9 protein-coding genes and 1 tRNA gene are annotated in these 14,274 nt (G+C 58.4%); 5 read left to right on the plus strand and 5 right to left on the minus strand.

The genetic code is table 11. The features are described from left to right. Positions 1 to 67: 67 nt before the first annotated feature. Together ctaD and ACVWZ1_RS04590 are read right to left on the minus strand one after the other, a co-directional pair. The gene (gene ctaD / locus ACVWZ1_RS04585; RefSeq protein WP_457502648.1) at positions 68 to 1,774 is read right to left on the minus strand and encodes a cytochrome c oxidase subunit I; all 1,707 of its coding nucleotides are present in this window, start codon (positions 1,772 to 1,774) and stop codon (positions 68 to 70) included. A 77-nt stretch (positions 1,775 to 1,851) separates the two neighbouring features. Then, on the minus strand, positions 1,852 to 2,856 hold the full coding sequence (locus ACVWZ1_RS04590) for a cytochrome c oxidase subunit II (RefSeq protein ID WP_457502649.1): 1,005 nt from the start codon (positions 2,854 to 2,856) through the stop codon (positions 1,852 to 1,854). A 517-nt stretch (positions 2,857 to 3,373) separates the two neighbouring features. Here ACVWZ1_RS04590 and ACVWZ1_RS04595 point away from each other — a divergent pair. From ACVWZ1_RS04595 to ACVWZ1_RS04610, 4 genes are all read left to right on the plus strand, one after another. Further along, on the plus strand, positions 3,374 to 4,477 hold the full coding sequence (locus tag ACVWZ1_RS04595) for an FAD-binding oxidoreductase (protein WP_457502651.1): 1,104 nt from the start codon (positions 3,374 to 3,376) through the stop codon (positions 4,475 to 4,477). A gap of 143 nt (positions 4,478 to 4,620) precedes the next feature. Beyond that, on the plus strand, positions 4,621 to 5,433 hold the full coding sequence (locus tag ACVWZ1_RS04600; RefSeq protein WP_457395259.1) for a TPM domain-containing protein: 813 nt from the start codon (positions 4,621 to 4,623) through the stop codon (positions 5,431 to 5,433). Positions 5,434 to 5,516: 83 nt separating this feature from the next. Then, positions 5,517 to 5,589, plus strand: a tRNA-Thr gene (locus ACVWZ1_RS04605). A gap of 189 nt (positions 5,590 to 5,778) precedes the next feature. After that, positions 5,779 to 7,377, plus strand: a complete 1,599-nt coding sequence (locus ACVWZ1_RS04610) for a DUF6930 domain-containing protein (protein WP_414409180.1) — start codon at positions 5,779 to 5,781, stop codon at positions 7,375 to 7,377. 271 nt (positions 7,378 to 7,648) lie between these two features. Here the strand turns inward: ACVWZ1_RS04610 and fni are convergent, their stop codons facing one another. Then, complete coding sequence (gene fni / locus ACVWZ1_RS04615) at positions 7,649 to 8,707, minus strand: type 2 isopentenyl-diphosphate Delta-isomerase (protein ID WP_414390743.1); 1,059 nt, start codon at positions 8,705 to 8,707, stop codon at positions 7,649 to 7,651. A gap of 254 nt (positions 8,708 to 8,961) precedes the next feature. On the opposite strand from fni, the gene ACVWZ1_RS04620 reads away from it, so the two are divergent. After that, the gene (locus ACVWZ1_RS04620; protein ID WP_457502652.1) at positions 8,962 to 9,756 is read left to right on the plus strand and encodes a response regulator transcription factor; all 795 of its coding nucleotides are present in this window, start codon (positions 8,962 to 8,964) and stop codon (positions 9,754 to 9,756) included. Positions 9,757 to 9,775: 19 nt separating this feature from the next. Here ACVWZ1_RS04620 and ACVWZ1_RS04625 read toward each other — a convergent pair whose 3' ends face one another. Both ACVWZ1_RS04625 and glgP read right to left on the minus strand, forming a co-directional pair. Further along, positions 9,776 to 10,822: a tetratricopeptide repeat protein gene (locus ACVWZ1_RS04625; RefSeq protein ID WP_457502654.1), complete on the minus strand. Its 1,047-nt coding sequence runs from the start codon at positions 10,820 to 10,822 to the stop codon at positions 9,776 to 9,778. Positions 10,823 to 11,234: 412 nt separating this feature from the next. Continuing rightward, entirely contained in the window at positions 11,235 to 13,835 is a 2,601-nt protein-coding gene (gene glgP / locus ACVWZ1_RS04630; protein ID WP_457502655.1) for an alpha-glucan family phosphorylase, read from the minus strand. Positions 13,836 to 14,274: the final 439 nt, after the last annotated feature.

A 14,274-nucleotide genomic window follows, 5' to 3' on the forward strand; every position in this document is an offset into this window, starting at 1 on the left:
GATCCCAAGACTAAGACGGGAGTACCCGGTGAGCAGAGGATTAACTACCCACCGGGCAACCGACCTGCTAGGAAGAGGTAGGCTCCGCTTCTGCCAGCGCCAGCTCCCGCAAGGTTTGCAACTGAGCAGCAAAGTAGTCCAGCGTCTCCTTGCTGTGCAAGCCGTAGTCGTAGGGGCCAGTTAGCAGAATGGGATCCCCATAGAAGTTGTGGGCAGGCGGCGGCGAAGCAGTCGTCCACTCCAGGGTGAGAGCCTGCCAGGGGTTGTCTCCCGCCTTGGGCCCGGCCACCCAGGAGTAGATGGCGTTAACCAAAAAGGGCAGGGTGGAAATGGCCAGAACAAAGGCCCCCACCGAGCTGATCCAGTTGAGGTCGGCAAATTGGGGATCGTACTGGGCCACCCGGCGGGGCATCCCCATCAGGCCCAGCTTGTGCATCGGCAAGAAGCACATGTTAAGGCCGACAAAGGTCAACACAAAGTGCACCCGCCCCCAAAACTCGTTCAGCAGCCGCCCCGTCATCTTGGGGAACCAGTGGTAGATGCCGGCATAGATCCCAAAGACGCTGCCGCCAAACAACACGTAGTGTAGGTGGGCCACCACAAAGTAGGTGTCGTGAACGTGGATATCCAGAGGCACCGAGGCGAGGATAATCCCGCTCAAGCCGCCGATCACGAACATCGAGACAAAACCCATGCCAAACAGCATGGCCGAGCGGAAGTGGATCTTGCCGCCCCACAAAGTGGCCAGCCAGCTAAACACCTTGATCCCAGTGGGAACGGCAATGGCCATGGTGGCGATCATGAAGAACACCCGCATCCAGTCAGGGGTGCCGCTGGTGAACATGTGGTGAGCCCAGACGATCAACCCCAAAAAGCAGATGGCCAAGCTGGAGTAGGCGATGGCCTTGTAGGCAAAGATGGGCTTGCGGGCATGCACCGGCAAAATCTCCGAGATCATGCCAAAGACCGGCAAGATCATGATGTAAACCGCCGGGTGGGAGTAGAACCAGAACATGTGCTGGTAGACCACCGGATCCCCGCCGCCGCTGGGGTTAAAAAAGGCCGTGCCTGCCAAGAGGTCAAAGCTAAGCAAAATCAATGCACCGGCCAAAACCGGTGTTGCAATGAGGGTAAGAATAGATGCTGCCAGCATGGCCCAACAAAACAGGGGCATGTCTTCCATCTTCATGCCGGGCATGCGCATCTTCAGAATGGTGGTGATGAAGTTCACGGCTGCCAGGATGGAAGAGGTTCCTGCCAACAAAATGCTCAGGATCCAGAGTTCTTCCCCCACTTTGCCGCTGATCAAGCTGAGGGGGGGGTAGGAAGTCCAGCCGGCAGCCGGAGCCTCTATGAACAGGCTGGCCAAAAGCAGGATCCCTGTGGGCGGAACCAGCCAAAAGGCCACTGCATTCAGCTTGGGGAAGGCCATATCCCGCGCCCCGATCATCAGCGGTACTAGGTAGTTGCCAAAGCCCCCTGTCAGCGCCGGCACGATCCACAAGAAGATCATGATCGTGGCGTGCAGGGTAAAGGCGCCGTTGTACCGCTCAAAGCCGAGAAAGTCCGCCTCCGGGGTAGCCAGCTCTGCCCTTACTGCCGTCGCCAGCGCCCCTCCCACTAAGTAGAAGAAAAAGGTGGTCACCAAGTACTGGATCCCGATGACCTTGTGATCGGTGGAAAAAGTAAAGAAGCGCCACCAAGGCTCAGCAGGAAGTTCCAGTTCAACCTTCGGTGCAGTAACAAGTCTCGGATTGTCTTGTAGCTGGGTCATTGCCAAAAAGCTCCCGTGTCGCGTCGGCGGAATGGTGTTCTCAAAAGCGCAGGCCAAAGGGATGTTGGGGATCCCAGCTAGCCTGCAGAAGGAAGGGATCCAGAATGGGACTGGAGAGACTTCAAATCTGAGGGGGAGACGCCCAAACGCTGGTGGTGGACATGGGCAAAGGCAGACTCGGCCTCAGGGGAGCCTGGCCGAGGAGAGGGATGGACTGGCGAGAAATCTGAAACGAGGGCCAAGGTGCTGCCCTCGCCACGGGCGGCCAAAACTTGCTCCTGCTGCCAGCGCTCGAAGTCTTCCGGCGTATCCACAAACAATTGCCCTGCCATCACCCCATGATAGGGGCCGCACAGCTCTGCGCAGATGATGGGGTACTGCCCCAGTTGGGTAGGCACAAACTCCAGGTGGGTCTCTCGGCCCGGGATGACATCCTGCTTGAGGCGAAACTGCGGCACCCAGAAGGCATGGTTCACATCCAGAGACGTCATATCCAAGCGCACCCGCTTGTTTAGAGGAAGGTGCAGCTCGCTGGCCACCAGGCCGGAATCCGGGTAGGTGAACATCCAAGCATATTGCATGCCCTGCACTTGGACGACCAGATCCGGCTGGCCCATTTCCTTCCCGGGTAGCACTACAGGGGTATAAGCGTAGCCGGGATCTCCCGCCTCAGCTTCGTGGGAAGACTCCATCGCCATGGCTGCGTGGATGTGCCCGCCGACATCAGCACCCCCGTAGATGGCCTGGTAAACATCCAAGCTGGCCAAGCCTAACCAAAGAATGATCACCGCCGGCACCGCCGTCCACACGATCTCCAGCAGCACATTGCCGTGGCTGGGATCCCCGTCGCCTTTGTCGCCTCGCCGCTTGCGGTAGCGGACAATACAGTAGAGAAGTACACCCTGTACCACCAAAAAGATCCCTGTGGCAATGGTTATGGTGCTGTTAAAGAGGCTGTCGAACAAGGGGGCTGATTCGGCAGCAGATTCGGGAAGCAGATGGTGGTTTTGCCCGTACCAAAGGCTGGCAAGGGTCAGGAGGATCCCCATACCCACCAAGATGATGTTGCTAATCGCACTCACGACTGCTTTTCCCCAATACAGAGAGCATCTACCCTAGCAGACAATCCGCCCACAGCGTTTGCAGACTACGTTTTCTACTGTTGCCGTTTTTTGTTTTTGCTTACATTGCTTACAGGGCTTACAAAATTTTTGCCTATGGAGCCCGATCCGCTGTGCACGGACTTCCCACGGCTATCAAATACTAGTTCGCGGGGGAAAGAAAGTTGTGTAGACTTATGGATCTCTTCAGGATCTTTCAGGGTGAGCAGTGACGAGGCGGAGCTTTGGTTCCGAGATTTTCGGCAGACCTGTGTAAGGGCGGTACCACATTGAAGGCTGGCTCTGGTTGAGGGCCATCTCTCCAAACAGAGGTTCTTGTTGCCCGCAGACTGAGGTAGGGTGGGATAACCCTGGAAATTGGGGTGGTTTGGACAGGTTTTCTCTCTTTAATCTCTGCTTCTGTTTAATCTCTGCTTCGCTTTCCCCAATGTCTTCTCCCCATTCACTGGCGACCTTGCTATCTGATCCAGGGGATCCCTTGCCGATCCAGACTCCATCAACGGTCTCGGAATTGGCCGGAATCTTAAAGGAGTGCCAAGGGCGGAAAGTGCTGCCGCTGGGGCAGGGGAGCAAGTGGGGCTGGGCCCACTCTGTGGAGCCGGTGGATTTGGTTCTCAGCACGCGCGGCTTACGCCGGCTCATCGACCATGCGGCTGCTGATCTCACCGTCACGGTGGAAGCTGGCATGACTTTGGCGGAACTGCAACACATCTTGGCCGAGCGGGGGCAATGGTGGCCGGTGGATCCCCTCTATCCGGAGCGGGCTACCCTGGGGGGCATTATCGCCACTGCCGATACGGGTTCTCTGCGCTGGCGTTACGGCGGGATCCGCGACTTGCTGCTGGGCATAGCCTGGGTGCGGGCGGATGGGGAGGTGGCCAAAGCGGGCGGGCGGGTTGTCAAGAATGTTGCTGGCTATGACCTGATGAAGCTGTTCACCGGATCCTTGGGCAGCCTAGGAATTTTGACCCAGGTGAGCCTACGGCTTTACCCCTTGCCGGCAGCTCAGTCTACTTTGCTGGCCATAGGATCTTTGCCGGAGCTGGAGGTCCTGTGTCAGCAGGTGCTGACCGGCCCGGTTAACCCTGTGGGGGTGGATCTCTGGCTAAGGGCAGAGGGATCCCAAGTTTGGCTCAGCTTTCATGGATCGGAGCGAGCAATCGCCCAACAGATGGCCCAAACGCGGCGGCTGGCCCCTGCAGGGCTGACTTTGCAGGAAGTGAATCCCGACTCTCTGCCCCTGCCTCAACCCGGCTCAGGGGCGGTGCTGGCCAAGTTCGGGTGCCTGCCCAATCAGAGCCTGGCAACATTGGAGCAGTTTCAAACCCTATTCCCTGGGGCTCAGGTGCAACTGCACCGAGGCTGTGGGCTAGGGCGGGCTTGGCTGGTTCAGCCAGAAGTGGGATCCCTGATGCAACTGCAACGCTACCTCAAGTCCGCAGGCGGATTTCTCCTGCTTCTGGAGGCGCCGCCGGCTCTGAAGAGGGCTCTTGCCCATGACTTTGGCCCGGTTGCCAGCCTAATGCGCAAGCTGAAGCAGCAATTTGACCCTGCCGGCACCTTCAGCCCCAGCTTGATATAGGCACTGCCCCTGTCACCGCTCCTTCCCCGGGATCCCTCTGGCCAAACGTCTTGTTCCGGTGCATGATAGATCTATAAGAAATTGAAACATTTCTTAACATCATTTCTCAGTATCTCAGCGTCAAAGCTAGGAGAGGGATCAGCATGAGCATCGAGTGGCAGCGGATACTCCGCGTTGGGGTGGGCTTTTGCCTTGGGCTGTTGATTGCGGTGGGTGGGGGATCCCTGACCTGGGCGCAACCTGCCCTGCCGGTGGTGCCGATGGAGTTGCCCCAGCCGCCTGTGCCGGTCTTGGACTTAGCGGATCAGTTGACCAGCAATCAGGAAGCTCAACTGGCCCAGCATCTGAACAAGTTAGAGCAAGACACCGGCTGGAAGCTGCGGGTGCTGACTCAGTTCGACCAAACACCGGGTCGTCAGGTGAAGGAATACTGGGGCTTGAATGAGCGCAGCGTTCTGATGGTGGCGGATCCCAGGGGGGGCAACTTACTGGCGTTTAATGTGGGGGATGCTGTGCGCGAGATCTTGCCACGTACCTTTTGGATTGAGCTGCAATCTCGCTTTGGCAACCAATTCTATGTGCGGGAGCACGGCACCCACCGCGCCATCTTAGAGACCGTTGATGTCTTGGATCGCTGCTTTCATCAGGGGGGCTGCCGTGTGGTGCCCGGCCTGCCTCAAGAGCAGTGGATCCTGACGCTGGTGACCTCGATTTTGGGGGGGATTGTCCTTGGGTTTGCCGGCAAGCCCCGCCATGCGGAGGAGCTGTTTAACTGGCGTTGGGCCTTGCTCATTTCTCCCCTGTGGTTCATTTTGTTCGGGGCTTTCGGTATCGGCCCGGTGGTCACACGTACTCAGGATTGGATCCCGGTCTTGCGCAACGTCTTGGGGTTTCTGGCAGGGGCTTTGGTGATCTACCTAGCTCCCATTGCTCGCCCGGCAGTGGATCAGCAGTAGCTGACTCGTGAAGTCGGCTGGGCGTCCTTCCCTGCGAGCCCCAGTTCGCAGGGGACAAATGCTAGAATCGGTGAGCAGAAATTGCTGGTGTAGCTCAGTTGGTAGAGCACTCGACTTGTAATCGAGCGGTCGTCAGTTCGAATCTGACCATCAGCTTCTGGTGCCATGGAACTTGGCTCTGCTGTCTCCTCTCGCTGAAGCCGAACTCAGCTTCTACACTGGTGGTTAGATTGGCATTAGCGGGATCCCTGGGTCTTGTTGACAGGAGGCCAAGGCCGATCCCTGCTCAGTTTGGCATACCTACTCAGCCGATTGGGTTGTTCTCCTGATTCTCCTTGGATGTCTATGTCCGGTCTCCCAGCCGCTACGGTTCGTCGATTGCAAAAGCTGCCCCAGGTGCCCTCCGTGTGGGAAGGGGATCGTCACAAGCTCTCAGGATCGCCACCCGTGGGATCCCAAACGGAAGGGGAGTGCATTCTTTGGGTAGATGGCGTTCAGGGCGTGGTACGGGCCATGGAAGTGGTGCCCGCCGATTCTGGCTTTGAGCCGATGGTGCGAACCTTGATTGTGGCCATGGAGCGGCCCCATGCTGCCTCACCTGCTCGCCCCCAGAAGATCATCGTGCGGGATCGAGAGGTGCAATTTTTCTTGCGCGGCATTCTGCACCAGCTGGACATTAAGGTGGAATGCCAGCCGGAATTGCCTCTAATCGATGAGATCCTGCAGAGCTTTGAAGAGGCCAACGAACGGATCCCTCCCCCTCTGCCGGAACACTATGTTGAGTTGCTGGCCGGCAAAGCCCTTACCCTCTGGCGAGATGCTCCCTGGGATTACCTAGAGGATCACCAAATCCTGGCGATCGACCTAAATCACTGGGATATCCAAACCCTTTATGTCTCGGTGATGGGGCGGTTGGGCATGGAGTATGGGGTACTTTTCTATCGCTCGCTGCCCTCCCTCAAACAGTTTCGCCAGGATGCGGGCCAGCCGGATACTCCCGAAGAGATGGAGGAAGCCTTCCTCAGACAAGATTGTCTCTATCTCACATTCCAAGCTCGCAATCCTGAACTTAACGAACTGCCGGATCTGGACTTGGCAGATTTGGATCCTGAGGAAGTTGAGCCGAACTTTGGCACCATTCACCCCCTGGAAGGCTTGCGCGTGACTTTGCAGGAGGACGAGGCAGCGGTCTTATCGGTGGCCCTGGAAGCCTTGCATCGCTTCTTCAAGCAGTACCACCGCAAGCTGGAAGATGACTTTCGCTCCTATCAAGGTCGGTACCGCATTCCCAACCCCCAAGAGAAGGGAGCAACCCTTTCGGTGCAGGTGCGCACTCTGCCGGACGTGGCTGAAGAGCTGCTGGAGCTGGAAGGGGAGGAGGAAGAACCTGCCCAAACCCTGCTGCGGGATGATTTGGTGCCGGAAGGGGCGCAGATAGGTCTGGGGGTCTTGCCGTGGACAACGGTGGAAATGCTGCGGCGCACGGGGCAATGGCATCCCCTCCCCCAAAGCAAGCTGGTGAAAAATGGAGAAGGGCTGCCGGTGGTGATTGTGCGCACCTCTCGATCAAAAGCAAAGCAGCTCATCGAGAATTTGCGTGGGGAAGGTGGGCCGCAAGGCGTTTGTTTCAACACAGGGGTGGATCCCTTCGATGGCGATCGCTACGACCTGGAAATTGTGCAAACGGGCAATCGTGACCTGCACCTGTTTGGGGAGTTTCCCGAAGATGATCCCGTCCACTCCATGGCTCGCAAGCGCTGGGAGCGGCGTTGCCGCGATACGGGTGGCTATTGCGGCTTGGTGGTGGCGATGGGGGTGAATTCTACGCGCCCAGAGCTGCAAGTGCGCCACATTCTGGCCTTGTTTGAGATGCAGGCTTTGAACCCAACGGGACTGGGACTGGGGCCGATGGTGCGGATTAGCCGACAATTGCACTTGCCTTGACCGTCCAGATGGAGGCAGGTTAGGTGCTGCTGGTAACCTGAGCAACTTTCTCCCAGCCGGGATCCCTTCTTTCTATCTCTGGCAGGTTTACCGGGCGGTGATTCGGTTTTTCCAGGGATCCACGCTATCTTGGCTCTGGTTCTCTCCTGGGTGCTGACCGGCAAAATAGCTCGACAAAGCATCTCGACAAAGCATCTCGACAAAGCATACAGTGGCCCTATCATCTGGGGGCTCTGGTATTGACCCTCAGTTTGTGGCAAGTGCTTGGAGTTTAGGGCAAGGGATCCCAAGTATCCTGCCGCCGCAGGGTAGCTTGTCGCAGCCGAGCCAAGTTGGCCGATCCAGTGCAAAAGGCAACAATGCGCAGCTCCTCGATCACGGCGCGAAAGGTGTCCACCACTGCCTGCATCTGTCCTTGGGAGACGGCGTGTAAAGCGGGGGCGGCCATACCCACCACATCGGCTCCCAGACGGATAGCTTTGGCCGCGTCGATGCCATTGCGGATGCCGCCGCTGGCCACCAGGGGTAAGTCCGGCAGCAGGCGACGAATTTCCAGCAGGGACAAAGCCGTTGGGATCCCCCAGTCCCTGAAGCTGTGGGCAATGCGTTTTTTGAGAGCATCTGTTTGGCGATGGGCCTCCACCTCGCTCCAACTGGTGCCGCCCGCCCCCGCCACATCCAGGGCTGCCACGCCGCATTCGGCCAGCTGCTGGGCTACTTTGGCACTGAGGCCATTGCCCACTTCCTTCACCACCACCGGCACCGGTAACTGCGCCACCAACCGTTCGATGCGGCCATACAATCCACGCCAGTCGGGATCCCCTTGGGGCTGAACCGCCTCCTGGAGAGGATTGAGGTGCAGAATCAGCGCATCCGCCTCGATCATCTCCACCGCCCGTCGCGCCTGCTCCAACCCATAGCCGTAGTTGAGCTGAACGGCACCCAGGTTGGCCAGCAGCAGAATATTCGGGGCCACTTGGCGCACCTGGTAAGTCCGGGCTAGCTCTGGATGTTCCAAGGCTGCCCGCTGGGATCCCACCCCCATGGCAATACCCAACTGTTGGGCAGCGGCGGCCAGTTGTCGGTTTAGCTCATGGGCAGCCTCTGTTCCCCCCGTCATGCTGCTGATGAGCAGGGGTGCCTGTAGGCGTTTTCCCAAGAATTCGCAGCTTAGGTCGATCTCCGGCAACAGCAGCTCCGGCAGCGCCACATGCTCAAAGAAAAACCGCTCAAAGCCGGTGCGGATCCCTTTGGCAGCCACATCCTGCTGCAGAACAATGTCCAGGTGATCCTGTTTGCGCTCGGAAATGGGGGGGAGAGAATCGGCCATCGCGTCAGCAGTGCAGAGCCCTTTGGTCTTGGTAGAGATTGTCAGTCTACAACGCCGTGCGCTGCCAATCGCGTTAGCGGGACGGAGTCCTTAGGCGAACAGCATTGCCCGTTCGCGCTAGCGGGACGGAGTCCAAGGTGACTCGCTATCTACAACGACAGCGGTGCGGTTCCCGGTAGGGTGCCGGAGGCATAGCACTGTCGCGGTAGCGGTGCGGAGCACTATGATGTGGGCGGGATCCCAACCGAACAGCCATGCAACCCTTGCACATCTTGCTGGCAGAAGGCAACCCTCATCTGCGCAGCTTGCTGTGTTGGCATTTGCAACAGGCCGGACACCAAGTTTGGGCAGCAGAGACCCTTCGCCAGGCAAAGACCCTGCTGCAACAGCAGCCCATTCACCTGCTGATTTTGGATGCGGAGCTGTCCAACCGCGGCGGGCTGCAATTGTGCCGGTGGGCCCATCGCCAGTACGATCTGCTGATTTTGCTACTCTCCCACCGGGGATCCGAAGCGGACATTATTGCCGGCCTAGAAGCAGGAGCGGACGATTACCTCACCAAGCCCTTTAGTATGCAACTGCTGGATGCCCACCTTCTAGCCTTGGCTCGGCGACGACAGCGGCATATTCCTCCCACCTTTCTGCAGTACGGGGATCTCAAAATTGACCTGGTGCAACGGCGCGTCGCCTTGGCTGGGGAAGGGATCGACCTCACGCCCCAGGAGTTTAGCCTGCTGATGGTGCTGGTGCAGGCGGACGGGGATCCCGTCTCTCGTCTAGAGCTACTAGAGCGAGCATGGCCGGATTCCACCGATAACCCTCGCACCGTCGATACCCATATCCTCTCGTTGCGCAAAAAGCTGGAACGGGATCCGCGCCAGCCCAGCTTGATCCACACAGTGCGCAATGTCGGCTACTGCTTTGGCCTCAGCCCCCCGCTGCTTCAGGAACAGAAAACTCTGTCAGCCGCTGCAGGCGATTCAGGATCTGGGCCTCAGCAGCAGCGTCGTGGAGTCGCAGCGTCAGGCAAAGCACCTACTAAGGAATAGCTAGTTAACGTCAATTCCGCTAGGCAGAATCGGGATCGCTCAGTTGCAGCAGAGACCGGCGTACCCGCTGCTCCAAGGCCAGGTTGTGATGTTGGCGGCTGACCTGCAGAGCTGCTTGCAAATCCGAAAAAGCTGTTGCTTTATCTCCCATATTCCAGTAGGCCAGCCCTCGTCCGTACAACCCATACTCGTCGGAGAGGTCAATCTGGTTCATATCCGCTTCCAGGCGAAAGGCCCGCTCGTAGTCGTCCAAAGCAGCTTTGATCTCCCCCAGCGCATAGAGAAGGTTGCCCCTGATGTAGAGGACGTTGGGCTGTTGGGGTTCTCTTTCTAAGCTGCGGCTGAGGTCGGCAATGGCCTCGTCAAAGTAATCACCACAGGCGTAGGTCACCCCCCGCTGGTAGTAGTGGGCTGGGCTGGGATCCCAGTCAATAGCCTGCGACCAATCGGCCAAAGCCGCCTCCCAGGTGCCCAGGTAGCTGTGCAAACGGGCTCGCTGGGAATAGGCAAGTGCTGAGGTGGGATCCAAGCGAATGGCTTCATCCAGATGAGCTAGGGCCAAAGGCAGGGATCCCTGTTGCATGAGCAGGTTGGCCAAGCTGAGGTGGTGGGGGACGTTGGGGTGTAGGCGCACCAGCTCAGCAAACTCCGCCGTTGCTCCCTGGAGATCCCCCTGAGATTGACGAATCAGCCCGCGATAAAAATAGGGTTCTGGTCGCCGCGGGGCCAACCGGATCGCCTGGCCGAAATCCTCCAGGGCCTGGGGAACTTGGCCGAGGGCAAAGTAGGCTTCTCCCCGCAAAATGTAGGCGTTGGCCAGGCAGGGATCCCGTTGCAGAGCCAAGCTGAGCTGTTCAATAGCCCCCGGCAAATCCCGGTTCAGCCACCGTTCTCGACCACGGTTGTAGGCCAAGATGGCCGGACGGGTGAAGGCAGAAATGGCCGCTGCACCTGCCAGACCCATCACTGCCAAAAGGCGATCCTGCCGCCAACTCGCCATGCTCCCCAGCAACAGGGCAACTGCAATCAAAACGCGCAAGCCGGCAGAGTCGTGGGCTCTGAACATACTGCTCTGCACCGCTGTTACGAGCGTATCCTGTTTTTTTAATCTGCTCGCGAGCTTCTCTCTGATTCTGCCCGATTTGGCAGCGAAAAACGCCGAACAGCTCAAGCCCAAAAAGCTCCCGTAGCTCACTTGGATCAAGAGTAGAAAGGGGATCCCCGTGCTCCTCCCAACCCTTTAGCTTGTGGGGGTGTGGGGGTAGCTAAGCCCCGCACTGTACCCGTAGCGTCAGTGTCGGGATACAGATACCCCCACATGGTGTATGATGAGAGTAGTTGCACAAAACGGCTTTGCCGGAATCTGGTGCAGCTACGCGGTGGGACATCCCGTGTCTGCTCGCAGAGGGTTCTTGCGTAGGCTCCCCGATGAAGCGAGAAGCCCACACTGTACCCGTAGGGTCAGTGATGGGAGTATGTCACGCCCAGAGCATCAACCGCAGCTCATAGGGATCGTGCATATCGGGGTGAAAGGGCAGCAAGCGGATGGCTAACCCTTGCAAGCCGCTGGCCTCATAGCAAATCTGGCCGGAAAAGATGGCCCGATCCTCCAGCGTCTCCACATAGCGCAGGGAGATTGCCTGTCCTTTCTGAATCTGGCCATCATCCTTGACCGGCCCCTGATAAGCTTGCACAATCACATCCTGAGGTTGCAGGGATCCCAGCCGCACTTCCACCGTCACGGTGAGGGGATCCCTGGCCATCACCACCTGGTCATCTTGTGCCAAGGCAAGGCCAGCAGCGGGAGCTTTCTTCGGGGTTTCAATTTGGACGTTGAGAACTTGGATGTTGTACCAGTGCTCCTGCAAGTGGCTCTGCCAACGAACGAACTGGCGGGCCGACTCAAAGTGGTCACGGCGCATGCGGTCGAAGTAGTTGCTCAGGGGAATGTAGGCTCGCTGGACGTACTCCAGCACCATGCGCTGCGTGCTGAACTGGGGGCAATTGAGGCGAATCGCCTGCTTCATGCGCTGGATCCACTGGTGGGGTAGGCCATCGCTGCCGCGCTGATAAAAGAGAGGGGCAACCTCCTGTTCCAGCAAGTCGTAGAGGGCATTCGACTCCACCTCATCTTGATAGGCGCGATCCTCATACTCCTCACCGCGGCCAATGGGCCAGCCGGTCTGGTAATAGTCAGCCTCGTCCCACCAGCCGTCCAAAATACTGAGGTTCTGTCCACCGTTGGCTGCCGCCTTCATGCCACTGGTGCCGCTGGCCTCCCGGGGGCGCAAGGGGTTGTTCAGCCACACATCCACCCCGGCCACCATCAAGCTGGTGACATACATGTCGTAGTCCTCAATGAAAACCAAGCGCTGGCGAAACTCCGGCTGCCGCGACACCTGCACGATCTGGCGGATCAGCTCTTTGCCGGGTATGTCGCGGGGGTGGGCCTTGCCGGCAAAGATAAACTGCATCGGGTACTGAGGATGGTTGAGCAAAGCCTTGAGCCGTTCCAGGTTGTGGAACAAAAGGGTGGCCCGCTTGTAGGTGGCAAAGCGGCGGGCAAACCCAATGGTGAGCACCTCGGGGTTGAGGGCCTCAGAGGCCCGTTGGATCTCAGCCGCTGAGGCAGCCCGTTTCTGGAGCTGTTCCATCAAGCGCTCGCGGGTAAAGTTAATCAGGCGGGAGCGGCTGCGCTCGTGGGCCCGCCACAGTTCCCCATCCGGGATCCGATCCACCTTCTGCCAGAGGGGATCCGAAGGGGGAGCCTCTGCCCAATCCGGCCCCAGGTAGCGGTCGTAGAGGGCTTGGTTCTCTTCCCCCACCCAGGTGCGGACATGTACCCCGTTGGTGATGGAAGTAATCGGCACTTCTTCCAGCGGGATCCCAGGCCACAGCCGGCTGAACATCTTGCGGGAAACCGCCCCATGCAGCTTGCTCACACCGTTGACAAAAGAGGCCATGTTGATGGCCAGCACTGCCATGCTGAAGGGAGATTGGAAGTCGCCAGTATTTTCCCGTCCCAAAGCCAAAAAGCGCTCCCGGCTCAGGCCCATCTGGCTGTAGTAGAAGCCGAGGTAGTAATCGATTTTGTCGGGCGGGAATAGGTCGATCCCGGCAGGTACCGGCGTGTGGGTGGTAAACATCTGGCTGGACTTGGCCACCTGCCAGGCCTCTTCAAAGCTCAGCCCCTGCTCCACCATCAACAGGCGAATCCGCTCTACTGCCAAAAAGGCCGAGTGCCCTTCGTTCATGTGGTAGACGGTGGGATGGATGCCAAGGGCGCGCAAAGCCCGCACGCCGCCGATCCCCAGCATGATCTCCTGGTGGATGCGCAGATCTTGGTCGCCACCGTACAGCTCATCGGTGATGTCTTGGTCGTACTGGCTGTTGGGCTCGATGTTGGTGTCCAGAAGATAGAGGGGCACCCTCCCCACCGTCACCTTCCAAATGCGGGCGAACACCTTGCGGTTGGGATAATCCACCTCAATCCGAATTTCTTGACCCTCCGCATCCTTTTGCAGCTCCAGGGGCATGTTAAAGAAATCGTTAATTGGGTAGCGTTCCTGCTGCCAACCGTCGGGGTTGAGGTACTGGCGAAAATAGCCCTTTTGGTAGAGCAAGCCCACGCCCACCAAGGGCAAGCCCAGATCGCTGGCCGCCTTGAGGTGATCCCCGGCCAAAACCCCCAAGCCGCCTGAGTAGAGGGGTAGACAATCCGCCAAACCAAACTCTGCCGAAAAATAGGCGTAGCACTCCCCTTCCACCGCTTGGGCCGAACGATACTTGCGATACCAAGTGTCCTCCTGCAGGTAGCTCTGCAGTTGTTGGCTGGCCCGTTCCAAATGGGCCAAAAAGCCGGGATCCTCCGCCAACTCATCCAGCCGTTCCTGCCGAATCCGACCTAGAAAAGCCACCGGGTTGTGGCTGCAGGCATCCCACAGATCCGGATCCATGCGCCGGAATAGGCTGCGGGTTTCTACGTTCCAACTAAAATGCAGGTTGTAAGCCAGCAAGCGCAGACTTTCCAGCGGAGTAGGCAGGTAGGGAGTGACCTTGAACGTCCGTAGCGGCTTCATAGAGAATCCGGGAAAAGGGTTGGTTCCACTGTCAGGCTACCTTGGCCTCAGCCGGAGGGCGTGGCTTTTTAGCTTGAGTGCTGATTTTTGACATACTCCCCTGCCTTTAGGCAGGGGATTCTGGTTCCTGGTTCTGCGACAGCACTTACCATATCAGGTCTCGCCTCCACGGCAGCGGTGCTCACCTCCCCAGGCGTTCCCTCTTTCGTTCGCGTCAGCGGGACGGAGTTCTTTGGGGAGAGTGGACAGCGTCTTCTTCACCCGGTAGCCACAATGAGAACAGTCCTGCGAGGTGTATTCCGGAGGAGAACTGAGCAGGGCAGAGGTGAGCAAATAGCCGATGGGTGACATCCTCCCGACGCTGACCCTACGGGTACAGCGCGGGCTTCCTAACCTCACGGTTAGGCATTCCTGCCCCACGCCACTTATCTAGGTCATA

It is taken from the genome of Thermostichus sp. MS-CIW-25 (assembly GCF_054060015.1).